Annotated in this window: 22 protein-coding genes; 2 read left to right on the forward strand and 20 right to left on the reverse strand. The window is 60.1% G+C overall.

From position 1 onward, the window contains the following. Positions 1-2 precede the first annotated feature (2 nt). From Herbaro_RS12405 to Herbaro_RS12460, 12 genes are all read right to left on the reverse strand, one after another. Positions 3-1,484 (reverse strand): PfkB family carbohydrate kinase, encoded by a 1,482-nt coding sequence (locus Herbaro_RS12405; RefSeq protein ID WP_275009939.1) that lies wholly within the window; start codon positions 1,482-1,484, stop codon positions 3-5. Further along, positions 1,481-2,545, reverse strand: coding sequence for a zinc-binding dehydrogenase (locus tag Herbaro_RS12410; protein WP_275009940.1), 1,065 nt, complete (start codon positions 2,543-2,545; stop codon positions 1,481-1,483). The genes Herbaro_RS12405 and Herbaro_RS12410 overlap by 4 nt, the downstream gene beginning before the upstream one ends. Positions 2,546-2,568: 23 nt before the next feature. Beyond that, the gene (locus Herbaro_RS12415) at positions 2,569-3,426 is read right to left on the reverse strand and encodes an FkbM family methyltransferase (RefSeq protein ID WP_275009941.1); all 858 of its coding nucleotides are present in this window, start codon (positions 3,424-3,426) and stop codon (positions 2,569-2,571) included. Between the two features lie 8 nt (positions 3,427-3,434). Further along, positions 3,435-5,201 carry a thiamine pyrophosphate-binding protein gene (locus Herbaro_RS12420; RefSeq protein ID WP_275009942.1) on the reverse strand — a complete coding sequence of 589 codons (1,767 nt, stop codon included), beginning with the start codon at positions 5,199-5,201 and terminating at the stop codon, positions 3,435-3,437. Positions 5,202-5,219: 18 nt separating this feature from the next. After that, complete coding sequence (locus Herbaro_RS12425) at positions 5,220-6,017, reverse strand: SDR family oxidoreductase (RefSeq protein WP_275009943.1); 798 nt, start codon at positions 6,015-6,017, stop codon at positions 5,220-5,222. Next, the gene (locus tag Herbaro_RS12430; protein ID WP_275009944.1) at positions 6,017-7,114 is read right to left on the reverse strand and encodes an alpha-ketoacid dehydrogenase subunit beta; all 1,098 of its coding nucleotides are present in this window, start codon (positions 7,112-7,114) and stop codon (positions 6,017-6,019) included. Before Herbaro_RS12430 ends, Herbaro_RS12425 begins: the two co-directional genes overlap by 1 nt. Then, positions 7,089-8,054 (reverse strand): thiamine pyrophosphate-dependent dehydrogenase E1 component subunit alpha, encoded by a 966-nt coding sequence (locus Herbaro_RS12435; protein ID WP_275009945.1) that lies wholly within the window; start codon positions 8,052-8,054, stop codon positions 7,089-7,091. The genes Herbaro_RS12430 and Herbaro_RS12435 overlap by 26 nt, the downstream gene beginning before the upstream one ends. Beyond that, positions 8,051-8,710, reverse strand: a complete 660-nt coding sequence (locus Herbaro_RS12440) for a class I SAM-dependent methyltransferase (protein WP_275009946.1) — start codon at positions 8,708-8,710, stop codon at positions 8,051-8,053. The genes Herbaro_RS12435 and Herbaro_RS12440 overlap by 4 nt, the downstream gene beginning before the upstream one ends. Before the next feature lie 11 nt (positions 8,711-8,721). Next, a complete protein-coding gene (locus Herbaro_RS12445; RefSeq protein ID WP_275009947.1) occupies positions 8,722-9,750 on the reverse strand; it encodes a GDP-mannose 4,6-dehydratase in 1,029 nt (342 codons plus the stop codon). Further along, a complete protein-coding gene (locus Herbaro_RS12450) occupies positions 9,716-10,324 on the reverse strand; it encodes an SIS domain-containing protein (protein ID WP_275009948.1) in 609 nt (202 codons plus the stop codon). Before Herbaro_RS12450 ends, Herbaro_RS12445 begins: the two co-directional genes overlap by 35 nt. Further along, positions 10,321-11,268, reverse strand: a complete 948-nt coding sequence (locus tag Herbaro_RS12455) for an NAD-dependent epimerase/dehydratase family protein (protein ID WP_275009949.1) — start codon at positions 11,266-11,268, stop codon at positions 10,321-10,323. Before Herbaro_RS12455 ends, Herbaro_RS12450 begins: the two co-directional genes overlap by 4 nt. Positions 11,269-11,564: 296 nt before the next feature. Next, positions 11,565-11,969: a YXWGXW repeat-containing protein gene (locus tag Herbaro_RS12460; RefSeq protein ID WP_275009950.1), complete on the reverse strand. Its 405-nt coding sequence runs from the start codon at positions 11,967-11,969 to the stop codon at positions 11,565-11,567. A gap of 158 nt (positions 11,970-12,127) precedes the next feature. Between Herbaro_RS12460 and Herbaro_RS12465 the strand changes: the two genes are divergently transcribed. Both Herbaro_RS12465 and Herbaro_RS12470 read left to right on the forward strand, forming a co-directional pair. After that, on the forward strand, positions 12,128-12,949 hold the full coding sequence (locus Herbaro_RS12465) for an AraC family transcriptional regulator (RefSeq protein ID WP_275009951.1): 822 nt from the start codon (positions 12,128-12,130) through the stop codon (positions 12,947-12,949). Between the two features lie 99 nt (positions 12,950-13,048). Continuing rightward, positions 13,049-13,429 carry a cupin domain-containing protein gene (locus Herbaro_RS12470; protein WP_275009952.1) on the forward strand — a complete coding sequence of 127 codons (381 nt, stop codon included), beginning with the start codon at positions 13,049-13,051 and terminating at the stop codon, positions 13,427-13,429. Between the two features lie 60 nt (positions 13,430-13,489). On the opposite strand, the gene alaC is transcribed toward Herbaro_RS12470, so the two are convergent. From alaC to Herbaro_RS12510, 8 genes are all read right to left on the reverse strand, one after another. Continuing rightward, complete coding sequence (gene alaC / locus Herbaro_RS12475; protein WP_275009953.1) at positions 13,490-14,764, reverse strand: alanine transaminase; 1,275 nt, start codon at positions 14,762-14,764, stop codon at positions 13,490-13,492. 211 nt (positions 14,765-14,975) lie between these two features. Then, positions 14,976-16,247 (reverse strand): phenylacetate--CoA ligase family protein, encoded by a 1,272-nt coding sequence (locus Herbaro_RS12480; protein ID WP_275009954.1) that lies wholly within the window; start codon positions 16,245-16,247, stop codon positions 14,976-14,978. Between the two features lie 23 nt (positions 16,248-16,270). Beyond that, positions 16,271-17,092, reverse strand: a complete 822-nt coding sequence (locus tag Herbaro_RS12485; RefSeq protein ID WP_275009955.1) for an ABC transporter ATP-binding protein — start codon at positions 17,090-17,092, stop codon at positions 16,271-16,273. 61 nt (positions 17,093-17,153) lie between these two features. Next, complete coding sequence (locus Herbaro_RS12490; protein WP_275009956.1) at positions 17,154-18,476, reverse strand: ABC transporter substrate-binding protein; 1,323 nt, start codon at positions 18,474-18,476, stop codon at positions 17,154-17,156. An 89-nt stretch (positions 18,477-18,565) separates the two neighbouring features. Beyond that, positions 18,566-19,642 (reverse strand): branched-chain amino acid ABC transporter permease, encoded by a 1,077-nt coding sequence (locus Herbaro_RS12495; RefSeq protein ID WP_275009957.1) that lies wholly within the window; start codon positions 19,640-19,642, stop codon positions 18,566-18,568. Between the two features lie 179 nt (positions 19,643-19,821). Further along, positions 19,822-20,736: a branched-chain amino acid ABC transporter permease gene (locus Herbaro_RS12500; RefSeq protein WP_275009958.1), complete on the reverse strand. Its 915-nt coding sequence runs from the start codon at positions 20,734-20,736 to the stop codon at positions 19,822-19,824. 59 nt (positions 20,737-20,795) lie between these two features. After that, positions 20,796-21,689, reverse strand: coding sequence for an ABC transporter ATP-binding protein (locus Herbaro_RS12505; RefSeq protein WP_275009959.1), 894 nt, complete (start codon positions 21,687-21,689; stop codon positions 20,796-20,798). 86 nt (positions 21,690-21,775) lie between these two features. Then, the gene (locus tag Herbaro_RS12510; protein WP_275009960.1) at positions 21,776-23,737 is read right to left on the reverse strand and encodes an AMP-dependent synthetase/ligase; all 1,962 of its coding nucleotides are present in this window, start codon (positions 23,735-23,737) and stop codon (positions 21,776-21,778) included. Positions 23,738-23,865 lie beyond the last annotated feature (128 nt).

The raw sequence follows: 23,865 nt of genomic DNA on the forward strand, positions 1-23,865 counted from the left end.
CGTCAATCCACCAATTCCGTTGAAATATCCTTCAGGGACAATGGAGTATTACCCACTCGCCCAACCTGGCATGACGCCGCTATTGCACCGAGATACATGCTCTGCCAAATATCGGCGCCAAGCGCCAACGCCATGGAACAACAAGTCAACAAACTGTCGCCGGCGCCGGCAGGATCTTTCGGCGCCATGTTGAACGCCGGTAATCGGTCGGTATGCCAAGCATCCTGAACCATGGAATGAGCGATCATCCCTTCCGCACCCAAGGTCATCAGTATGTTTTTCGCTCCGGACTTCTTGAGAAGCTTCTCCGCTAGGACGACCAGTCCGGAATCGAAGTCCCCCACCGCGAGGCGAGCCTCCCTTTCGGTCGGGGTCAACAGCATCATATCTCCGAAGCGTGACACGTCGCCAACCTGAGATGACGACTGGCTATCAGCCACCATCAGGACGCCCCTACGCTTGCACAACGAGATGACTTCGTCCACCAGGACTTGAGGCAGACAACCATAGTTGAAATCCGAAAAAATCAATAAATCCGTTTTGTTCAGTGACTTTTTGACGGCTGCCAGCAATTTATCAGCCAACTCTCGGCCAATCGGATGCTGGCGCAGATGACTGACCCGCAACAGAGTCTTACCGCTGGCCCGGTAACGCTGCTTAAGCGTCGTGGGGCGGCTATCGTCTTTGAGCAACAGTGCTGATACACGATATTCTTCAAGTCGCTCCTTCGCAAACGTCGAAGCAGCATCGCCACCGGCAACCGTGAAGTAGCGGACCTCTGCACCTAGACTCCCGGCATGAGCAGCGACGATTCCCGCTCCGCCCACAAAACGGTCTGATTGTATCGGCGTCACGACCAAGGTAGGATCTTCTTGCGACATCCCCAGCGCATCGCAGTTGATATATTCGTCAACGATCAAATCTCCCAACACCGTCACCCTGAGCCCCGAAAATCGCTGCGTGATGGCGCGCAGTCCGGACTTGGTGAACCCATGGCGTACAGGGAAATCCTGCGGCAATATAATCGACGAGAAATTCGGCTCGGCCATCTCGCGCTTGAGAAGGTCCATTGACGAAAATCGCATTTCGCCGGAACTGAACAACAGCTTTCCTCCGTAGCTTTCTACCGCAGTCTGCTCAGGATTGGACTGTGACTCGTGCTCACGTCCCTTTACTACGATAGTCGGCTGCAACAGCGTGATGATGGATTCCGGCGAATCGGCCATCCCAAATGTGTAGTCAACCAACCCAATGGAACGCATGCTTTCGAGACGAAGCTCTTGTGGAACCATTGTCCCGTCGGTGTGATCGTTACTGATACCGACAACCAGAAAGTCTCCGCACTCGGCGGCGAATTGCAGCAAGCGGAGATGCCCCGGATGAATCGTGTTGAAATTCCCCGAGACGAAGACAATGCGCTTATCCTCGCCGGCAAGCCGTCTGATTAGTTCTACTTCCCGTTGAACCGCCGCCATGGCATTCATCGAGGCGTCTCCATATTCCCATCAATTTCGATCAGCGGCCGTCCAACCCTGTGGTGTTCCATGTCATCCAGTGCCTCGTTGATCTGCGCCAAGCTGTAGCGGCGCGTCAGCAATTTCTCCAGCGGCAATTTCCCGTCCAAATATAACTTTGCGAAAAGCGGTATATCACGATCGGGGTTGCTCCCTCCCCCCCAGCTTCCGCGAATCTGTTTACCGCAAATCAGTTCGAAGGGATCGATGGAAATTCGCGTACCATGTTCCGGATGAGAGGCGAATACACAAGTTCCCCCGCTGCGCCGCACGGAGGCGAAGGCCTGCTCAATCACTGCTGCCTGGCCCGAAGCTTCAATTGCGTAGTCGACACCCATACCGCCCGTCAACGCCTTGATGGCGGCTACCGGGTCTACCTGTCGGGCATTGATAGCATCGGTCGCGCCCAGCGATTGCGCCAGCAACAATTTGTCTTCCTCCACATCCACCGCGATGACCCGAGCGCAATCGAACAGCTTGGTCGCCATCAATGCGCTCATTCCTATGCCACCAAGGCCGAAGACCGCGATTGTATTCCCCGGCACGGGCCTGATGTCGTTCGTTACAATGCCGGCTCCGGTAGGAATGGCGCATCCGAATAGCACAGCGACGTCAAGAGGAATACCGGCTGGCAACGGCACCACACGGTTTTCGGACACCAAGGCGTACTCGTTGAAGGTAGTCACGCCGCCGGCATTAATGGCAGAATGCCTAGGACAATTGCATTCGTAACGCACGCCGCCGCCGTCGAGGCCCTCTCCCCTGATCCAACCCAAGACGACTAAATCCCCGGGCGAGACCTTGGTCACTCCATCCCCCACAGAAATCACCCGGCCCGACCCCTCGTGCCCCAGCATGTGGGGAAGATAGGCATCGGGTCCACGCTTCCCCCGCACTTCCATCAACTGGCTGTGGCACACGCCGCTATATGCCAGCTTCACCAGAAGCTGGCCTCGTTGCGGAGCTGCCAATGCGACACCATTGACAATGCTTAGCGGTTGACCGGTCTCGGTCAGAACGGCAGCCTTCATGTGCAGTGGTTGGGACGGATCTCTCACCAAGGCATCTCCGCCTTGGTACTGATGAAGATACCGCCTTCTTTGTACGATATCGGCATGTGCGCGAAGTCCCTGACCGACTGCCATCCAAGTTTTTGGGCAAAAATGTTGATGGAGCTACCGTCAAACTTATCGAACACATCTCGAGCGTTTTCGGGCGAGCCAATTTCAACGAAGGCATCGATACGGTCCCAGTCTTCCAGCTCGATGGCCTTGAGGATTACCGCCTCGTGTCCTTCCGCATCGATTTTGAGGAAATCGACGCGTTTGACAATATCCTTGATGTCAAGAACATCGACATCGAACCGCTCAAGATCTCCATATGGGCTAGCCTTGGCGCCGGCAAGATGACTGCTGGTGGTATTGCCAAGGACACGCACGAATTGCATCTGGCCGACCTTCTCCGATACGGCCGCCTTATACACTTTGGCATTGGTGACATCGTTCAGTGCCAGATTACGCATCAGCTTGTCATAGTGAGCTGGGTCCGGTTCGAACGCTTCTACTTCGCATCCCGCCCTGGACAGCAGGACAGTATGCAGCCCCATGTTTGCGCCAATATCGGCAGCGCGCTGATAACGCCCCTTGTTGCGGTAATAGAAAGCGAACATTAACAGCTCGTCCAAGCCAAACAAATCGATCGAGTCGATTGCCCCCATCTTTTCATAAGGTAGCGTCAACTCGCCAAACTCAGCGAGGAGAACCGGTTTGCCAGCCTCAAAGACAGGCTTTGCTTCCAGAAAGGCCTGTTTGACCACTCCATCGACAAAACTATAGAACGCGCTGCCTCGCGGGTGTTGGGCAGGATTCGTGGCCAGGAATTCCAACAGTGTTTCAAAGCGGTCTAATAGCATCTCGACTCTCAATTTTCAAAAGAACGTAAGGCCACGAGTTTTTCCCGTGGCATGAGGGGCATTTGGTCGTCCAGCGGCGCTCCAGACTTGAGCACCGGATAAAGCTTTTGGTCTATGCGAATCTCGACGTTGCAAAATACCGGCCCGGGTCTGCGATAGACCTCATCCAATCGCCGGGTAATATGTGCGCTGTCATCGATGGTAATAACCGGTAGCCCCATGGCGGCCGCCACAGCCCGAAAGTCCGACAGACCAAGTCCGGAGTTCGGATCGACGCCTGCGTAGTGCCCTTCCAGCCAAGTTTCCAATGTCTGCTTTTGAATTCCGTGCGAATGGTTATTGAACAAGATAATCTTGATCGGCAGTCCATGACGCACCACGGTAGCCAGCTCTCCCAGGCATAACTGCAGCCCGCCATCACCGATGATGCAGGTAATGGGTGAACCAGGGGCGGCAAAAGCTCCCCCGATGGCAGCGGGCACCGCGTAACCCATAGGGGTGAAATTCCATGCCGAAAGCAAGCGCTGCCGGGCCTTGACGCGCAGGTTGTTGCAGGTCCACGTCAGATTGCCGCCCGTATCGACAAAGATAATCTCGTCGTCCGCCAGAGCATCCGACAGTGCCCGTACAAAATGATTGGCATCGACAAAGCCCGAACCGGCGGCGGGTTCTGGGAGAACGTCCTCAGGCAACTCTCGCCTCCAATGTGCGATCTTGGATAACCAGGCCGAAATGTCCGGTGGCACGAAGTCCGAAGCGACAGAAACGGCAGCCCGGAGGAATTCTTCCATGGATGCATGGATACGCTCCGAGATCTCGATACCGTAGCCATCGAATTTATCCATTTCACCCCGATCAATGTCGACCATAACAATACGCGCGCTTGGAGCGAAATCCTTGAGCGCGCCGCCCGTCAGGTTTTGTGACAACCTGGTTCCAAGGCAAATCAACAAGTCGGCATTTTGTACGACGAAATTGCCAAGTCGCGAACCATATACCCCAAAGGTGCCGATGCGATTGGTCCAGTCCGACGGCAGCAAATCCAGTCCTGCCCAAGTCTGCACTACCGGCACTTCAATGTCGCGCAAGAAAGCTCGCAGCTCTTCCGTCCTGCGCGGAGTACTAAAACCTCCGCCGACGACGATGACGGGCCTCCGGGCCGAACTGATCTGCTGCAGCAATGTCTTCACCTGCTGCAGGAGCAGCGATGGCAATGTGTGGGCGGCCTCAACAACTTCGGATCCCACTGCGGCTTCGACATCAGCTCGTTGCAGATCGTCTGGTATGTCGATGAGCACCGGGCCGGGGCGTCCACCGCGCGCCGCAAGATACGCATGCTCAAGAGCCGTGCCGATCTCCTTGGGGTCAGCAATCTGCTGCGCGGACTTGGTCACGCTCGAATAGATGGAGAGCGTATCGGTCTCCTGGAAGCCCACTTGGCGCACCTGCCGCGCCCCTTTCAGGCGGTTGGTTGCAACCTGCCCGGTTAGCATCAGCGTCGGCACAGAATCGTAGTAGGAGCAACACACACCGGTCAGAAGATTGGTGGCGCCGGGGCCAGACGTCACCACACACGCCCCGACCTGACCCGAGACTCGATAGTAGCCGTCCGCAGCGATCGCGGCGGATTGCTCGTGCGCCATGAACACTGGTTGTACTTCCGGGTGCCTGGATGCCGAATCGAACAAATGCACAGCTGCGCCGCCGGACATGCCAAACACATGCTTGGTGCCTTGCAGATGGAGATAATCAATCACATAGTCGCTTAATTTCATATATGCCCCCATTCCCGGTCAAGATCTTCGCCGCAGCTTGTAGATATCGGGATTGCGCTTCAAATGTTCCGTAAAATCGAGATCGCGCCAACTGTCATGCACCAAAGAAAAATTCCGGCCTCCCACAGCGTCCCTGTCCGCGCGAATGCACCAATCGATGCATTGGGCAACATCTTCCACGCTGGCGCCCTTTGCTTGTGCGCCAGCCAGATATTCCCGAGTTCGATCAAAATTGGCCCCGGCTGCCTCTCCTGCCGCCAGCGTCTGCCGGTGTATCTTGGTATCTACCCAGCCGGTGCCAATGATGGACACCTGCAGCTCAGGACATTCGCTGTCGAGCAATTCCGTCATCTTTATCAGCGACATTTTGCCAATGCAATAAGCTGAATAATTATCGAAGGTGCCATTAGTGCCACCACCGGCGAAGAAAATGAGCTTGGGACGCTCTCCGCGCAAACCATACACTGCGTGCAACACCCGCAGCTGCGACGTCGAATTGGTCAACACGCTGCGTTCCCATGTATCGAAATCGAGCGAAAAGAACTTGCCTATGGGTTCTAGCAGGCCAGGAGCGCTGATCAATACATCCCAGCGGAAATCGACTTGTTCCAATTGTCGGGCGAAGTCACTGACTTGCTCCTTGGAATTGATGTCAAGAGGGAACAGAACGGCGCCTTTTTGCTCCAGACGCTTTATTCTTTCGTCCTTTTGGCGATATGAGCCATAGACGATTGCCCCCTGACTCAGATGGTGCTCAACCAAATGGGCGCCGATATCGCTGCCTGCGGCCACGACCAAAACACGCGGTGCAGCCATCAGAAGGGTCCGGTGAACCAGGAACCTGGGACATCGTGCGGTACCGGCTCCGCAAGGCGGACTGCAACATCGGCCCGATCAAGTTGAAGCATGTCTAGTACTTGGCGAGCTACGTCCCCTGCCCGGATGTAGAATCCCGCTGTCATCCCAAAACTCGTCGGTTCGGGAACATCCGGCATGGCCAATCTCGCAGGAGGCGCTGTCAAACTGCTCATGCGTTGCATCGCTACCCTGGCGACGATTTCGCCTGCAATCGATCCGGTCTGGGCTCCAGTGTCAAGCACCAATAACTTGCCGGTCTTTTCAACGGAGGCAAAAATTGCGGGCCAATCTATGGGATTCACACAGCGCAGATCGAGAATTTCACAAGATACTCCTCGCTCTTCAAGGTAGTTCGCGGCATGCAGCGCTTCGATTGTCATGTAGGACATACTCACAATCGTAATATCGCCGCCTTCGCGGGCGATTCGCAAGGGACCTATCTCTACACGTGCGTCGCCCTCGGGCACCTCACCTATAGTGTTATGCAACCAGCGATGTTCAATGAAGACTACCGGATTGGGATCGAAAATTGAGGCCAGCAATAGCCCCTTGGCATCAGCGGGAGACGATGGCATGACCACCTTGAGCCCGGGAATATGGGCAAACCATGCCTGAAGGTTTTGTGAATGCGTAGGACCTTGCCCCCACCCGCGGCCAAGAATCAGGCGAATGGTGATCGGTACAGAACGCTGTCCGTCAAACATGTAGAACCACTTGGCCGCATTGTTGACCAATTGGTCCATCGCCAGCAAAAAGAAATCCAGCCTTTGGTGACACATGACTGGACGAATCCCATTGAGCGAAGCTCCGATAGCGACACCTGTCATGGCATTTTCGGAGAGCGGCATGTCGAACACGCGGTCGTTGCCGAACCGCTCCTGTAACCCCAGCGTCGTACCGAAAATACCTTTGGGATCGTCAGTACCAAGGCCATAACAAATGACATTGTCATCGGCAGCAAGCGCGATTTGCAGAGCTTCATTGATCGCTTTGGAAAAACTCAATTGCCTCGATGTAGCTTGATTTGATTCACGCATAGATTCTTGTATGAGCATCTCCCGCGTCCGGAAAGGGAGATTCGATCGCAAAGTGGAAGGCAGCCTCGGTTTCTCTCTGAATCGAGTCTTCGACGGATGCGATCTGTTCGTCGGTGAGCAAGCCTTCCAACAAGAGCTTCTGGCGCTGACGCGCTATCGGTTCCAGTGCACGGTTCTTAAGATATTCCTGCTCCGTCCGGTAACCGATATCATTATCGAAATTCGGCCCGCAATGCTCACGCCAACGATAGGTGTCGAACTCCAAAAAGCGAGGACCACCTCCTTCGCGGATTTGGGCAATGGCTGACTCAATCAGACCAAACACGGTTTCGACATCGTTGCCATCGCCATGGGCAGCATCTACGCCAATGGCCTGAGCCAATTCGAATATTCGCCGCCCCACAGGCTGGCGCACGTGCAATGGCGAGTAGACCGAATAAAGATTATTTTCGCAAATGAACAGCACCGGCAATTTTCTTACGGCAGCAAAATTGAGAGACTCGAAAAAGACACCTGTCTCAACCGCCCCGTCGCCCAAGAAGACGCAACTTACTTGGTCGCCGCCGGAAAGTTTAATCGACAAGCCCAGACCGACACCGACCGGAATTGTATTGCCGACAATCGCTGTGCTTCCCATGAAACCGACCGATTCGTCGATCAGATGCATAGATCCGCCACGCCCACCTGCACAACCCGTTTTCTTGCCGTAAATTTCAGCAAGCATTGCGGGCAGATCACCGCCCTTACCTAGATAATGTCCATGGGCTCGATGGCCACTGACAGCGAAATCGCTGCGCCTCAGCGCCAGGCCGGCTGCCGTAGAAACGGCCTCCTGTCCACTGCACAAGTGCACAGGGCAGCGCATGGCCTGCTCGGCATAGCGAGCACTGATTGCCTCTTCCACATGCCGGATGCGCATCATACCGAACAGCAACTGGCGAGCAATGTCCGGCGTCATGGAATGAACCAATAATAGTCGCCCGTATATCCGACCTCGTCGAAGAATGCCTTCCATTCGTCGACATGCATTATTGTTTGCGCAGTCAGATTCCAGGCATACATCCGCTTCTTTTCTTCATCGGTGCGATATGCGTCGACCGTTATATAGGAATGTCCTTTGCTGACGCGCTCGATCTCTCGCAAGGCGCGTGCGCAATCGTCCCTGCCCAAGTTATGGATCGTATTGATCGAGATGACCACGTCGAAAGAATCATTGGGAAACTCCAGATTTCGCGCGTCTCCGACCTGCACATACGGACGCATGTCCTCAATGGCGTTTTCGACAGCGTACGAGGATATGTCGATGCCCTTGACCACGATGCCGGGAATCAGCTCGGCCAGATCATGCATCATGAACCCCTTTGCGCATCCCACATCCAACACAGAGCTGGCGCCAGACAATCCGAAATGCTCCTGAAAAGTCGGAATTACCGGCTGCCAGAACCGCGGAAAATAATTGAATCCCCCGTACCCGACTCGTCGATCACCGTCGAAGAAATCGCGACCGAATTGACGCGCCAGTGCGCGATCGGCCTCCGTTTTTTCATTTCCGCGCTCTTCGACATTACGCTTGGCTTTGGGATAATTGACTAGCAGATCGATTTCTTGCTTCAAAATTGACTCCGTTATGGCTTATGGATGTAATTCATTTCTTGCTGCGACAGTACATCAAAGTGCTCATCCACCCATTTGATAACCTCGTCAATGCCTTCTTCGAGCTGTACATGATCTTTCCACTTTAGAGTAGTCCGAAGTTTGGAACTATCCAGCAGATAGGCGGCATCCTTGCCTAGCCGTTCTCCGACGACTTCAACATGCTTATCGAAGTCCACGTTCATGCGCTCGCAGATCATTTCCACGAGGGCCCGGATAGTGATGGCCCGCTGCGTGGAAATATGATAGACCTGTCCGTCCACACCGTCGCGCGCAATCTTAAGCGTTGCATCCGACACGTCGTCGATGTGAATGAAGGAACGGCTAGATACTCCTCCACCATGCAATTGGATTTTTTTACCCAGTCGAATGAACAATACCGTGCGGGGAATGATGCGATATAACTGCTGACCTGGTCCGTACACGTTGGCCGCACGAGTCCACACCACAGGAAAGCGGTAAGCAGCATGGAATGTGCGAAGGCTCATGTCGGCCGCGGCACGTGACACCGCGTAGGGAGTGCTCGGATTGAAATTCGTTTCTTCACCCACGAAACCCGTACAACTGCCATATACCTCTGGAGTCGAGATATGAACATACCTGTCTAGGAACGTGAAATGCCTAAGTCGATCATGCAACCGGACTGTCGATACCACATTGGTCTGAAACCAGTGATCGGGGTTTTGCCAACTCTCGGCAACCATGCTCTGGGCCGCGAAATTGACCACGTAACGCGGCTTGATCTCGGCGATCAGATTAATGATCCCTTCAAGATCCTGATTAAGGTCGAGCCGTCGAAATTGGAAATCAGGTTGTGCCCCGCCCCACCGATATGGAAGAAATGCATCCGTCGGCTCATCGGAGCGGCTCACCCCGACTACGCGGGAACCTTCCTTAAGCGCCGCGAAGCAAAAGCTGGAACCGGAGAATGAATTGGATCCTATGACGAAGAAAGTATCTCGCATTTCAACTGACAGTCTTGGCTGGTAAAGGATTTTCACAAAGCCATTGCATGATCATGTGACCCAAGATGACTTGCATGTCTTCCGCGATCTGCATGTCATCAATCGCGAAATGAATCGGCAAATCCGCCAAGCCAAGGGCGCGGCCACCGCTATAGCCAAGAAGGGCGCAGGATTTAACACCCATGACCCTGGCTTGTTCAAGCACCTTGACAATATTGGGAGAGTTTCCGCTCCCAGATAACACAATCAGCAGATCATCTGCGTGCGCCTGTACCGCGAGCTGCTCAGAATAAATGTTGTCGTAACCAATATCATTGGCCAAACAGGTCAACACCGCAGGATTGGCTGACAACGACAAAACTCGCATGCCCCCGCCGGTGCGTTTTGCAATACCATACAAGAAATCGTTGGCCAGATGATTGGCATTGCCGGCACTGCCGCCGTTACCGCAAAAAAACACCTGCCGGCCATTCATCCAACATTGCCGCATCTCTTGGGCCAACTGCGCCGCACCGGACCAATCCGTTTCATCAAGCAGTTTTTGCAGGCGAGACGCGTATTGCCTGAAGGTGTGTGTATCCAGATTCGGCGCAAGCATCACGGCACTCATGCTTTGGGCGCCAGGACGGTTTGCTCCATCCACTTTAGGTTGTAATAGCGATCTTCGTCCTTTAACTCCCCACCGCGATATTTATCGATGATTTCCGTGATCGCCATCTCCACAGACTTGGATGGTTTGAATCCGGTCGCCAGCAGCTTGTCGGAATTGACCCGATAAGAGCGAGGGTCGCTGGATTCGGTCACTACGATTTCCACTGGAATATGCCGCGCCACCATCTGCGCAATCTCCAGAATGGAAATATTCTCGAACCCGGCGTTATAGACACCGGTTAACTCGGGATGATCGATCAGATGCAAATACACGTCTGTAATGTCATCGATATGGATATTGGGACGAACCTGTGTGCCGCCGAACACTGTAATTTTCCCCTTCGACAGTGCTTGCATAGTCAACAAATTGACAGACACATCGAGCCGCATACGCGGTGAATACCCGCAAACCGTCGCCGGACGCACGATCTGGACAATCATGCGATCACGATAGCTCAGCAATACCGGTTCCGAAACCATCTTGGTCTTGTTGTATTCAGAAATTGGCTTGAGTTCAAGGTCTTCAGTAACTTGCGGCTCATTCTTGACGCCATAGACGCTGCCAGAAGAGGCATAGATGAACTGTTTGACTCCCTTACGCACCGCTTTATCCGCCAGTTGCATTGTGGCCAGCGCGCTGATTTCCCAAGTTAATTTTGGATCCAGATCTCCGCAAGGATCATTGGCCACTGACGATAGATGAATGATGATATCGACGCCGTCGAGAGAGATCGCATCTATATCTCGCACATCGCCTTTGATAATCGTCAAGCCAGGATGAGGCTGCAAATAGTTACCAAACCATTGGGCATCCAGCGCATGCACCTTATAGCCACGCGCCAATAATTTTGGAACCAGAACGGTTCCTTTGTAACCACATGCGCCTGTCACCAAAATCTTCATATATCCCCGTTTATCGACCAGTGAAACTTCGAAACGACGGAATTATATCGATGCGCCTGCCCCCCCCGTCCGATAAATAGAGCGCTCTATGCCCCCCAAAAGCAATTTTGGCCGGCACTACTCACGAAAATATTGCAATTTAAACATCATCGCATTTTTAGTTGCACCATGGAGATACTGAAATATCTGAATCGCTCGAATAAGCCATATCCCCCAAAAAAATGAGGCCATCCTTGGGCCTCATTTTTTCCCAGTGCGTGCGACCGGGCATTCGTCAATCTTGATTGTGCATCAGCTCAACCGCACTCGCCGCGGCGCTCGTGCCCCGGCGGGCAGTGATGGCCGTGGCGCTCGTAGCCATGGCGCGGTGGCGGCGCCGCCGGACGGGGCGGCGGACCGCCGCGCCAGCCGCCGCGATCCAGCTCCCAGCCGTGCGGGCCTTCATGCCAGACCGGCTGGGCGTAGGCATAGCCGCGGCGCTCGCGCACCCAGCGGCCGCTGCGCCAGTAGTGGGCATGGCCGTTCCAGTCCCAGTAGCCGGGCACCCAGACGTAGCCATGGCGCGGCGGCGGCAGGCGCTCGGCGCGCGGCGGCGGCGGCGCGCCGATGTTGATGTTGACGGAAACCTGGGCTTGCGCCTCAGGCAGCAAGGCGGCCGACGATGCGGCCGCCAGGACGATGGCGAGTATTATTTTTTTCATGATGTTCCATGATGCGGGTGAAGATACGGATGAGACCGGCCAACGCGCGGCGCGGTTCCTGAAGAGCCCCGTCGCGGTTGCCGCGAGACAATAACATCCTTCGCCGCCGCGCGCAGGCTTGAACTACAATCCGGAGATCCGTCCTTTCGCGCATCGCCATGACCGCCATCCGCCACTCTTCCCGAGACTGGGTGCTGAGCGCGCCGCAGTCGCCGCGCATGGAACGCATCGAGGCCTATTTCAGCGGCCGCGGCTACGACTTCCACCGCCATGACACCTACGCCATCGGCCGCACACTGGCCGGCGTGCAAAGCTTCCACTACCGGGGCGAGCTGCGCCACAGCATGCCGGGCGGCTCCATCATCCTGCATCCCGACGAGCTGCACGACGGCCAGGCCGGCCACCGCGACGGCTTTCGCTACCGCATGATCTACGTGCAGCCGGCCTTGCTGCAGCAAGCCCTGGGCGGGCGCGCGCTGCCCTACATCGAGACCGGCCTGTCGCAGGATCCGCGCCTGTTCCATACCATCGACACCCTGTTGCGCGGCATGGACCGCCGGCTCGACGACCAGGAGGAGGAAGACGCCCTCTACGACCTGGCGCAGGCCATGAGCGCGGTGGCCGGCACGCCCCGCGCACGCAGGTCCCTCGACTTCGCCGGCGCCGAACGGGCGCGTGAGCTGATCCTCGCCTCGCTGGAGCGCCAGGTCACGCTGGACGAGCTCAGCGCCGTCAGCGGCAACGACCGCTGGAGCCTGTCCCGGGATTTTCGCGCGCTGTACGGCACCAGCCCCTATCGCTATTTGACCATGCGCCGGCTGGAGCTGGCGCGCAGGATGGCGGCGGCAGGCGCCGACCTGGCTTCGGCGGCGGCGGCGGCGGGCTTCTCCGACCAGAGCCACATGACGCGCCACTTCGTGCGCGCCTACGGGCTGGCGCCCGGCGCCTGGCTGCGCATGCTCAGGGCGCGCGCACGCTGAGGCCGCTTGCGAAGTGCAAGCGCCAGAGTTGCACAATCGTTCAAGACGCGGCTTCGCGCGCCGCCTAGACTGGGCGCTTTCCATCGAAGGGAGCGCCCCATGCCTGCAACATCCACCCGCCGCCAAGCGGTCAACCTCGCCCATAAATTCTCGCTGTTCAGCGAACAGTGGTCGCAGAAGATCATCGCCGAGATGAACGACTACCAGTTCAAGCTGGCGCGCCTGCAAGGCGAATTCATCTGGCACACGCATGCCGACACCGACGAGGCCTTCATCGTGGTCGAGGGCGAACTGCGCATCGAGTTCCGCGACGGCGAGGTGACGCTGCGCACCGGCGAGATGTACGTCGTGCCCAAGGGACGCGAGCACAAGCCGGTGGCCGAAAGGGAGGTCAAGCTGTTGCTGGTCGAGCCGCGCGGCACGCCCAACACCGGCGACCAGGGCGGAGCGCGCACCACGCCGGGCGACGTCTGGATCTGAACCTTGCATGAAAAACGGCGCCCCGCATGGCGCCGTTTCTCATGCGGGAAGCGCTTCGCCTCAGCCGCCCCTGGCCGCCTTGAACATAGTCTTGATGCCGCGCACCGCCTGGCGGATGCGCGCCTCGTTCTCGATCAGCGCGAAACGCACGTACTCATCGCCGTACTCGCCGAAGCCGATGCCGGGCGAGACGCATACCTTGGCCTGCTCCATCAGTATCTTGGAGAACTCCAGCGAACCGAGGGCGCGATAGGGTTCCGGAATCCGCGCCCAGATGTACATCGAGGCCTTGGGCACGTCCACCATCCAGCCCGCTTCGTGCAGGCCCTTGACCAGCACGTTGCGGCGCTTCTCGTAGTTGGCGCGGATCTCTTCCACGCAAGACTGGTCGCCTTCCAGCGCGGCGATCGCGGCCACCTGCACCGGCGTGAAGCTGCCGTAGTCGTGGTAGCTCTTGATGCGCGCCAGCGCCGCCACCAGCTTGCTGTTGCCGACCATGAAACCGATCCGCCAGCCGGCCATGTTGTAGCTCTTGGAGAGCGTGAAGAACTCCACCGCGACGTCGCGCGCGCCGGGCACCTGCATGATGGACGGCGCCTTCCAGCCGTCGAAGGTGATATCGGCGTAGGCCAGGTCGTGCACCACCAGGATATTGTGCTCGCGCGCCAGCGCCACCACGCGCTCGAAGAACTCCAGCTCGACGCATTGCGCAGTCGGGTTGGAGGGGAAGCCCAGCACCATCATCTTGGGCTTGGGATAGCTCTCGCGCACCGCGCGCTCCAGCTCGGCGAAGAAGTCGACGTCCGGGCTCATGCGCACCGAACGGATATTGGCGCCGGCGATCACCGCGCCGTAGATGTGGATCGGGTAGCTGGGATTGGGCACCAGCACGGTGTCGCCCTTGTCCAGCGTGGCCAGCATGAGGTGCGCCAGGCCTTCCTTGGAGCCGATGGTGACGATGGCTTCGCTGTCGGGATCGAAGTCGACCTCGTAGCGCGACTTGTACCAGTGCGCGATCGCGCGGCGCAGGCGGGGGATGCCCTTGGAGGACGAATACCCGTGCGTGTCCGGTCGCTGCGCCACCTCCACCAGCTTGGCGACGATGTGCGGCGGCGTGGCGCCGTCCGGATTGCCCATGGACATGTCGATGATGTCCTCACCGCGACGGCGCGCGGCCATCTTGAGTTCGGCGGTGATGTTGAAGACGTAGGGCGGCAGCCGCTCGATGCGCGGGAAGCTGACCGGGATGGCGGTGCCGGAAGAAGCGGGAGAAGAAGCGGGAGAAGAAACGTCAGGCGTGCGCGAAGGGTCGCGCGAATCTGCGGATTGCGTCATGGTGGCTTTCACGTAAGCGCCCGGAACCGTCCGAGCGACGTTGGAACAGATGTTCCGCGAACGATTCTATGCGGGATCGTCCGCACGCACAATACGCGCACCGCATTTTCTTCAGCGCCGCGGGCGCATGCAAGGCAACGGCGCGGCGCCGACTGCGGCGCCGCGCGTTTCCTTCCCCTCCTCCCCACGGCATTCCCCTCGCGGCCGCGGCTCACTCGTACTTGCGCGCGTCCTCGATCACCTTGCCGTCGTTGGGCAGGCTGCCCGGGCCCACCAGCAATACCTCGCCGCGCAGCTTGGTCACCTCGCGCAGACTGCCGGCCACCGCGGACACGTCGACCGCAGGGTTCTCCGGGTCGCCGACTTCGCAGTGCAGCGTCATCACGTCGTTGGCCATCTCGCCGCTGACCACCAGGCGCGCGCGGATCAGGTCGCCATGGCGGCGCAACACATCGGCCACCTGCGAGGGATGCACGAACATGCCGCGCACCTTGGTGGTCTGGTCGGCGCGCCCCATCCAGCCCTTGATGCGGGTGTTGGTGCGCCCGCAGGGCGAGGCGTCGGCCATCACCGCCGAGAGGTCGCCGGTGCCGAAGCGGATCAGCGGATAGTCGGGATTGAACGAGGTCACCACCACCTCGCCCACCTCGCCCGCGGCCACCGGATCGCCGGTGCCGGGGCGCACGATCTCCAGGATCAGCTCCTCGTCCAGCACCATGCCGGGATGGACCGCCCCTTCGCTCATGGTTTCGTAGGCAATGTTGCCGATGTCGGCCGAGGCGTACAGCTGCAGCACCTGCGGCACGCCGTGCTCATGGAACCAGGCGCGCAACGACGGCGGCAAGGCCTCCGCGCTCACCAGCGCGCGCTGCACGCTGGAAATGTCGGCGCCGATCTCCTGCGCCTTCTCGATGATGATCTTGAGGAAGGACGGCGTGCCGACGTAAGCGTCGGGCTTCAATGCCGCCATCGCGTTGACCTGCAATTCGGTCTGGCCGATGCCGGCCGGGATCACCGCGCAGCCCAGCCTGGCCGCCGCGCCTTCGACCATGAAGGCGGCTGGCGTGAAATGGTAGGCGAAGCAGTTCTGCAGGATGTGGCCGGCCTGCAGGCCGAGCGCCTTCATCGGGCTGGCGAAGCGCCACCAGTCGGCGCCGTGCCCCTCCGGATCGTAGATCGGGCCGGGCGAGACGAACAGCCGCCGCAACTGCCTGGCCGGCGTGGTGTTCAGGCCGCCGAAGGGCGTCTCGCGCGTTTGCAGCGCCTTGAGATCGGACTTGCGCGTCACCGGCAAGCGCGCGAGATCGGCGCGTGAGCGCACCGCCCTGGCGTCGACGCCGTGCAGGATGCGCGCCCATCCGGGCGCTGCCTGCGCGCGCGCCAGCAATTGCGGCAGGCGCTGCATGAGCTGCTCTTCGCGCTGTTGCGCATCGCGCCGCTCCAGCGCGTCCAGTTCCGCCAGGATCTGGCTGGGATTGGCCATGTTACCCATATCGTCCCCTCGCCTCACGCCAGCCAGCGCTTGCGGCGGCGATAGAATTTCATGTCGCGGAAGTTCTTGCGGCCGGCGGCCGAGACGCCCAGGTAGAACTCCTTGACGTCCTCGTTATCCGACAGATCCTGCGCCGCCCCTTCCATCACCACCCGGCCGTTCTCCAGGATGTAGCCGAAGTCGGCGTAGCGCAGCGCCACCATGGTGTTCTGCTCGGCCAGCAGGAACGACACCTTCTCCTTGGTGTTCAAGTCCCTGACAATCTCGAAGATCTCTTCGACGATCTGCGGCGCCAGGCCCATCGAGGGCTCGTCCAGCAAGATCATCGAGGGCTTGGCCATCATGGCGCGGCCGATGGCCGTCATCTGCTGCTCGCCGCCGGAGGTGTAGCCCGACTGCGATTTGCGCCTGACCTTCAGGCGCGGGAAGTAGTCGTAGATCTTTTCCAGCTCCTGCTTCACCTCGGCGTTGCTGATGCCGCGCGTGTAGGCGCCGGTCAGCAGGTTCTCCTCCACCGTCAGGTGGCCGAAGCAGTGCCGCCCTTCCATCACCTGGATCACGCCGCGCTTGACCAGGTCGTTGGGCGTCATGCTGTCGACCCGCTCGCCGCGGAACTCGATGCTGCCCTTGGTGACGTCGCCGCGTTCGGCGCGCAGCAGGTTGGAGATGGCCTTGAGCGTGGTGCTCTTGCCGGCGCCGTTGGCGCCCAGGAGCGCCACGATCTTGCCCTCGGGCACGTCCAGGGAGACGCCTTTCAGGACCAGGATCACGTGGTCGTAGATGACCTCGATATTGTTGATCGACAGCGCCGTGCTGGTGTTGACATTCATGTTCATTCGCAATCCAAAAAAGCGCCGGCGGCGGTTGGGAGACGTGCAATACCGCCGGCGCAAGCGCCTACTTCATGCAGGCAGGAGTAATGCCCTTTTCCTTTGCGTATTTGGCAGCGGAAGCCTTGAACAGCGGGTGGATCAGGTTCTTGTTGCCCTCGATCCAGTCCGACACCAGCACCCACTTGGCGCCGTCCCACTGCTGGATCTTCACCTTGCCCGAACCCTCATGGTTGTCGCACGAGGTCTTGATCTCGGGCAGCAAGCCGGTCGCGCCGAGCTGCTGCAGGCGGGCATTGGTGATGTTCAGGTTCTCCAGGCCCCAGCGCACCTGCTCGCCGCTCATCACCTTGCCTTTGCCGAACTTGTCCTGCGCGGTGCGCACGCCCTCGACGGTGGCGATGGCCGCCGACACGCCGCGGTTGTACAGCACCGAGCCGAGCTTGTTCTTGTCCTGCATGTTGCCTTTGCCCGCGCCGTAGACCACCTTGTCGATGTCGGCGATCACCGGCACGTCGCGGCCGGCGACGTTCCAGGTGGCCGACAGGTAGCCCTTGGCGGCGTCCCCCGCGGGCACCGTGTCTTCCTCGGAGCCGGCCCACCAGGAACCGACGATCTTGTCGCGCGCGAAGCCGACCTTCTGCGCCGCCTTCAGCGCGGTCTGGTTCATCACGCCCCAGCCCCAGAAGATCACGTAGTCGGGGTTCTCCTGGCGGATGCGCAGCCACTGCGCGCCCTGCTCGTTGCCGGGGTGCGCCACCGGGATTTCCACCAGCTTGAACTTGCCGATCGAGGACTCAGCCTGCAGCGCCACGATGGGTTCCTTGCCGTAGGCCGAGTCGTGATACAGGAACACGATTTTCTTGCCGGCCAGCGAGCCGCCGTTCTTGCCGGCCAGGTACTTGACGATGGCCGAGACCTGCATCTGGTAGGTGGTCACCAGCGGGAAGGCGTACGGGAACACCGAGCCGTCCACCGCGTCGGTGCGGCCGTAGCCGATCATCAGCAGCGGCACCTTGTCCTCGGCGGTCTTGTCGATCAGCGCGTAGGAAATGCCGGTGGCCATCGGGTTGATGGCGGTGCCCTTGGTGGTGGCGTTCTTGTTCTTCATGCGCTCGTAGCACTCCACGCCCTTGGCGTTGTTGTACTCGGTCTCGCACTCCTCCCAGGACAGCTTGACGCCGTTGATGCCGCCGTCCTTCAAGTTGACGTAGTTCAAGTAGTCCACGTAGCCGCCGTAGTAGGACTGGCCGTTGGTGCCGTAAGGGCCGACCCGGTAGCTGGGAATGGCGATGAACTGGTCGCTGCTTTGCGCCGCCGCAGGTAGCGCGGCCGACAGCAGGCCCGCAGCGCAGGCGCCTGCAAGCATCAGGTGTTTCAGTCGCTTCATGGTCTCGTCTCCTTTTGTATTGTCGTTGCCGACTTATGCTGTACCGGAACCCCGGCCCTTCCAACTCATGAATTTCCGTGCGCGGCCCCTCAGTGCGGGAACGGCCACAGGCGCAATTTTTCCTTGGCGATCTGCCACAGCCGCGCCAGGCCGTGCGGCTCGGCGATCAGGAAGAAGATGATCAGCGCGCCGAACACCATCAGCTGGATGTGCGACACCGTGGCGTTGGTGAACGGCAGGTGCAGCAGCGCGGCCAGCGGCGGCAGGACGTTGTCGAGGAAGATCGGCAGCAGCAGGATGAAGGCCGAGCCCAGGAAGGAACCGAGGATGCTGCCCACCCCGCCGATGATGATCATGAACAGGATGCGGAACGAGAGGTCCAGCGAGAAGCCGTCCGGCTCGACCGAGCCCAGGTAGCAGAACGCGTACAAGGCGCCGGCCACGCCGCAGAAGAAGGAGCTCACCGCGAAGGCGGTCAGCTTGGTGCGCATCAGCGGGATGCCGATCACCTCGGCCGCCACGTCCATGTCGCGCACCGCCATCCAGGCGCGCCCGGTGGAAGAGCGCACCAGGTTCTTGGCCAGCAGCGCCATGGCGCACACGATGCCCAGCACGAACAGGTACTTCCTGACCGGCGTGTCGATGGCCAGGCCGAACAGGTCGATCTTGGGCGTGCTGATCACGCCCGAGGAGCTGTTGTTGGAGAACCAGGGGAATTTGGTCAGCGCCCACACCACGAAGAACTGCGCCGCCAGCGTCGCCACGGCCAGGTAGAAACCCTTGATGCGCAGCGAGGGCAAGCCGAACAATACGCCCACCAGCGCGGCGCAGCCGCCGGCCAGGATGAAGGTCAGCAGGATGGGAATGCCCTCCACCCGCAGCTGGAAGTTGTAGGCGGCGTAGGCGCCGACCGCCATGAAGGCGGCCGAGCCCAGCGAGAGCTGGCCGGCGTAGCCGGTCAGGACGTTGAGCCCCAGCGCCGCCAGCGCAAACACCAGGAAGGGAATCAGGATCGCGGAGAACCAGTATTCGCTGCCGAGGAAAGGCACTGCGATGAAGGCGAAGGCCATGAACAGCGCGAAGACGATGCGATCCTGGCGGATCGGGAAGATCTGGCTGTCGGCGATGTAGCTTGTCTTGAATTGTCCTGCTTCACGGTACAGCATGGCGTATCTCCAATGTATCAACTAGCTGTCGTCCCTGCGAAAGCAGGGACCCAGCGTCGATCAACCTGCGGTGGCGCATCACATACGCCACTGGGTTCCTGCGTTCGCAGGAACGACACCTCATTTGCAATCCAATCTCCGCCGTTCTCGCCAAAGCAGGAACGACACGCCCTCTCGGCTCACACCCGGTCGATATGCCGCTCGCCGAACAGCCCTTCCGGCCGTACCAGCAGGAACAGCAGCGCGAACACATACGGGAACCAGCCCTCGATGCCGCCGAAGTTGCCGCCGAAGGCGTCCTGCATGACCGGTGGGATGTAGATCTCGGCCAGCTTCTCGGAGGCGCCGATGATGAGCCCGCCGACGATGGCCCCGGGAATCGAGGTGAAGCCGCCCAGGATCAGCACCGGCAGCGCCTTCAGGGCGGTCATGGTCAGCGCGAACTGCACGCCGTTGCGCGAGCCCCAGAGCAGGCCCGCGATCAGCGCGACAAAGCCGGCCACGCCCCACACCACGGCCCAGATGTGCTGCAGCGGAATGCCCAGCGACAGCGCCGCCTGGTGGTCGTCGGCCACGGCGCGCAGCGCGCGGCCGACCTTGGTCTTCTGGAAAAACAGCGCCAGCGCCGCCACCAGCGCCACCACCATGCCGGAGGCGAACAGGTCGAACTTGGAGATGCCGATGCCCAGGCTGTCCATCACCGACATGATCGGTTCGTCGACGATGCCCAGGTCGATCGGCCGCACCTCGCTGCCGAACAGCAAGGGGCCCAGGCCTTCGAGGAAGAAGGTCAGGCCGATGGTGGCCATGAACAGGGTGATCGGCGGCTGGTTGACCAGCTTGCGCAGCACGAAGCGCTCGGTCGCCAGCCCCACCAGGATCATCACCGCGAAGGCGCCGATGATGGCAGCCCACATCGGCATGCCCTTCTCCATCAGGCCCACCACCGCCAGCGCGGCGAAATAGACCATCGCGCCCTGGGCGAAGTTGAACACGCCCGAGGCCTTGTAGATCAGCACGAAGCCCAGCGCCACCAGTGAATACATGAGCCCGGAGAGCAGGCCGCTCAGGGTCACTTCGAGAAAGAATTGCATATCGTCTCCTTGCTGCGTTTTTCTTGTTCTTCTGTTGTCTTGTCTTGCGGCCGCCGCGCTCAGTGCGAGGTGCCGAGATAGGCCTTGATCACTTCCTCGTTGGCCATCACTTCGTCGGGCGTGCCGTCGCCGATCTTCTTGCCGTAGTCCAGCACCACCACGCGGTCGGAGATGTCCATCACCACGCCCATGTCGTGTTCGATCAGCACGATGGTGGTGCCGAACTGGTCATTGACGTCGAGGATGAAGCGGCACATGTCCTGCTTCTCTTCCACGTTCATGCCGGCCATCGGCTCGTCCAGCAGCAGCATGCCGGGCTCGGCGGCCAGCGCGCGCGCCAGCTCGACGCGCTTTTGCAGGCCGTAAGGCAGGCGCCCGACCGGCGTCTTGCGGATGTGCTGGATCTCGAGGAAATCGATCACCTCCTCCACCTTGTGGCGATGCTCCATCTCCTCGCGCCGCGCCGCGCCCCACCAGATGGCGTTGGCGAACAGGCCCGAGCGCATCTTGGTGTTGCGTCCGGTCATGATGTTGTCCAGCACGCTCATGCCCTTGAACAGCGCGATGTTCTGGAAGGTGCGCGCGATCCCCTGGCGCGCGATGGCGCTGGGATGCATGCCGCGGCGCTCCTGTCCGCGGTAGACGATGCTGCCCTTCTGCGGATGGTAGACGCCGTTGATGACGTTGATCATCGAACTCTTGCCGGCGCCGTTGGGGCCGATGATGGCGCGGATCTCATGCTCGCGCACGTTGAAGGAGATATCGGTGAGCGCCTTCACGCCGCCGAAGGACAGCGAGATGTTCTGCAGGTCGAGGATCACCTCGCCGATGCGGCGGCCGTTGGCGGCCATGGCCGGCGCCGCCGAGTCGGGACTGATGTCGGGACTGGATACGGGCGGCATCCCGGAGGGGATGATTTCTGCGGTCATGTGTCGTTTCATGGTCGTGTTCATTCAGCGTTGGTCTTGGTGCTGCTGCGCTGTTGGCCGGAGGCTGCTTCCGGGGCGATGGCTGCGGTGGCGTGCGGACCGGGACAGGTTCAGGCCGCGCTCTTGAGCGCGCCGAAGGTCCTGGCCTCGGCGATCTTCAGGTCGGCCGAGATCATGCCCTGCCGGCCATCCTCGAACTTCACCTGGGTCTCGATATACTGCGTGCCGCGGCCGTCGTACAGGGCCTCGATCAGCACCCCGTACTTCTCGGCGATGAAGCCGCGCCGCACCTTGCGCGTGCGGGTCAGCTCCTCGTCGTCCGGATCGAGCTCCTTGTGCAGGATCAGGAAGCGGTGGATCTGCGAGTCCGCCAGCAGCGGATCGGCCACCAGGTCGCCGTTGACCTTCTCCACGCACTCGCGCACCAGCTCGTAGACCGCCGGGTTGGCGGCCAGGTCGGTATAGCCGCTGTACGGCAGGTTGCGCCGCTCGGCCCAGTTGCCGACCGCGTCCATGTCGATGTTGATGAAGGCCATGCATTGCTCGCGGCCGTTGCCGAAGGTGACCGCTTCCTTGATGAAGGGGAAGAACTTCAGCTTGTTCTCGATGTACTTGGGCGCGAACATGCTGCCGCAGGCCATCTTGCCGACATCCTTGGCGCGGTCGATGATCTTGAGGTGGCCGTCGCTGTCGAAGAAGCCGGCGTCGCCGGTGTGGAAGTAGCCCTGCGGGTCGATCGCCTCGGCGGTGGCATCGGGCCGCTTGAAGTATTCCTTCATCAGCCCCGGCGAGCGCACCAGCACTTCGCCGTTGTCGTCGATGCGCACCTCGACGCCTTTCATCGGGCGCCCGACGCTGTCGAGCTTGACGTCGCCGGACGGCTGCATGCAGACCGTCACGCAGGTCTCGGTCATGCCGTAGAGCTGCTTCAGGTTGATGCCCATGGAGCGGTAGAAGTCGAACAGGTCGGGGCCGATGGCCTCGCCGCCGGTATAGGCCACGCGCAGACGCGACATGCCCAGCACGTTCTTCAGCGGGCCATAGACCAGCAGGTTGCCCAGCGCATATTGGAGGCGATCGAGGAGCGACACGCCCGGCTTGCCGTCCAGGATGCGCATGCCCATGCGGCGCGCCACGCGCATGAAGCCGTGGAACATGCGGCGCTTGATCCAGCCGGCGTCCTCGATGCGGATCATCACCTGGGTGAGGATGTTCTCGTAGATGCGCGGCGGCGCGAAATAATAGGTCGGCCCGATCTCGCGCAGGTCGCTCATCACGGTGTTGGGCGACTCCGGGCAGTTCAAACAGAAGCCCGCCACGTGCTGCTGCGCGAACGAGTAGAGGAAGTCGCCGACCCAGGCCAGCGGCAGGTAGCAGAGGATGTCGTCGTCCTCATTGAGCCCGTCGAACTCCACCAGCGTGCGCGCGGTGGCGATCATCGCGCGGTGCGAGTGGCACACGCCCTTGGGCTTGCCGGTGGTGCCGGAGGTGTAGAGGATGATGGCGACGTCGTCGGGCGTGCCGGCATCGACCTCGCCCATGAAGAAATCGGGATGCTGGCGATCGTAGGCGCGGCCCAGTTCCTGCACGCGGGCGAACGACAGCAGCTCGGGCTGGTGGTAGTTGCGCATGCCGCGTTCGTCGTCGTAAATGACGTGCGCGATGCGCGGCAGGCTTTGCTTGATCTCGAAGACCTTGTCGACCTGCTCCTGGTCTTCGGCCATGACGAAGTCGACATTGGCATCGGTGAGCACGTAGGCCATGTCGGCCGCCGGCGCATCCTGGTACAGCGGCACCGGCACGCCGCCCAGCGCCTGCGCGGCCGACATCGCCCAGTACAGGCGTGGGCAGTTGTTGCCGATGATGGCCAGGCTCATGCCGCGCTTGAATCCCAGCGCGGCCAATCCGCAGGCGAACGCCCTGACCTCGTCGGCCACCTGCCGCCAGCTCGTGGCCTGCCAGATGCCCAGGTCCTTCTCGCGGAAGGCGGCGCGCTGTCCGCGCGTTTGCGCGTGCGCCAGCAGCAGCCGCGGAAACGTCGCCGCTTCCGTGTCGTGTCTCGTCTCCACCATCGTCCCACCTTCTTTTTGTAGGTTCGGAGGATGCTCCCGTGATGCAGGAGATCCGGTGTCGGGTCAGTCTGTGCCGCATTGCTTACGCCGCTCTTACTGCCGTTGCCGCGTCGCCGTGCGTGCCAGCC

The sequence above is a fragment of the Herbaspirillum sp. WKF16 genome (assembly GCF_028993615.1).
Lineage (GTDB): Bacteria > Pseudomonadota > Gammaproteobacteria > Burkholderiales > Burkholderiaceae_D > Herbaspirillum.

Coding starts and splice junctions, on each gene's coding strand:
- Herbaro_RS12510 (WP_275009960.1), bottom strand. CDS start 23,737: ATGGTGGAGACGAGACACGACACGGAAGCGGCGACGTTTCCGCGGCTG.
- Herbaro_RS12415 (WP_275009941.1), bottom strand. CDS start 3,426: ATGCTATTAGACCGCTTTGAAACACTGTTGGAATTCCTGGCCACGAAT.
- Herbaro_RS12420 (WP_275009942.1), bottom strand. CDS start 5,201: ATGAAATTAAGCGACTATGTGATTGATTATCTCCATCTGCAAGGCACC.
- Herbaro_RS12455 (WP_275009949.1), bottom strand. CDS start 11,268: ATGAAGATTTTGGTGACAGGCGCATGTGGTTACAAAGGAACCGTTCTG.
- Herbaro_RS12500 (WP_275009958.1), bottom strand. CDS start 20,736: ATGCAATTCTTTCTCGAAGTGACCCTGAGCGGCCTGCTCTCCGGGCTC.
- alaC (WP_275009953.1), bottom strand. CDS start 14,764: ATGACGCAATCCGCAGATTCGCGCGACCCTTCGCGCACGCCTGACGTT.
- Herbaro_RS12405 (WP_275009939.1), bottom strand. CDS start 1,484: ATGAATGCCATGGCGGCGGTTCAACGGGAAGTAGAACTAATCAGACGG.
- Herbaro_RS12490 (WP_275009956.1), bottom strand. CDS start 18,476: ATGAAGCGACTGAAACACCTGATGCTTGCAGGCGCCTGCGCTGCGGGC.
- Herbaro_RS12430 (WP_275009944.1), bottom strand. CDS start 7,114: ATGCTCATACAAGAATCTATGCGTGAATCAAATCAAGCTACATCGAGG.
- Herbaro_RS12505 (WP_275009959.1), bottom strand. CDS start 21,689: ATGAACACGACCATGAAACGACACATGACCGCAGAAATCATCCCCTCC.
- Herbaro_RS12410 (WP_275009940.1), bottom strand. CDS start 2,545: ATGAAGGCTGCCGTTCTGACCGAGACCGGTCAACCGCTAAGCATTGTC.
- Herbaro_RS12450 (WP_275009948.1), bottom strand. CDS start 10,324: ATGAGTGCCGTGATGCTTGCGCCGAATCTGGATACACACACCTTCAGG.
- Herbaro_RS12425 (WP_275009943.1), bottom strand. CDS start 6,017: ATGGCTGCACCGCGTGTTTTGGTCGTGGCCGCAGGCAGCGATATCGGC.
- Herbaro_RS12495 (WP_275009957.1), bottom strand. CDS start 19,642: ATGCTGTACCGTGAAGCAGGACAATTCAAGACAAGCTACATCGCCGAC.
- Herbaro_RS12465 (WP_275009951.1), top strand. CDS start 12,128: ATGACCGCCATCCGCCACTCTTCCCGAGACTGGGTGCTGAGCGCGCCG.
- Herbaro_RS12460 (WP_275009950.1), bottom strand. CDS start 11,969: ATGAAAAAAATAATACTCGCCATCGTCCTGGCGGCCGCATCGTCGGCC.
- Herbaro_RS12470 (WP_275009952.1), top strand. CDS start 13,049: ATGCCTGCAACATCCACCCGCCGCCAAGCGGTCAACCTCGCCCATAAA.
- Herbaro_RS12435 (WP_275009945.1), bottom strand. CDS start 8,054: ATGACGCCGGACATTGCTCGCCAGTTGCTGTTCGGTATGATGCGCATC.
- Herbaro_RS12485 (WP_275009955.1), bottom strand. CDS start 17,092: ATGAACATGAATGTCAACACCAGCACGGCGCTGTCGATCAACAATATC.
- Herbaro_RS12480 (WP_275009954.1), bottom strand. CDS start 16,247: ATGGCCAATCCCAGCCAGATCCTGGCGGAACTGGACGCGCTGGAGCGG.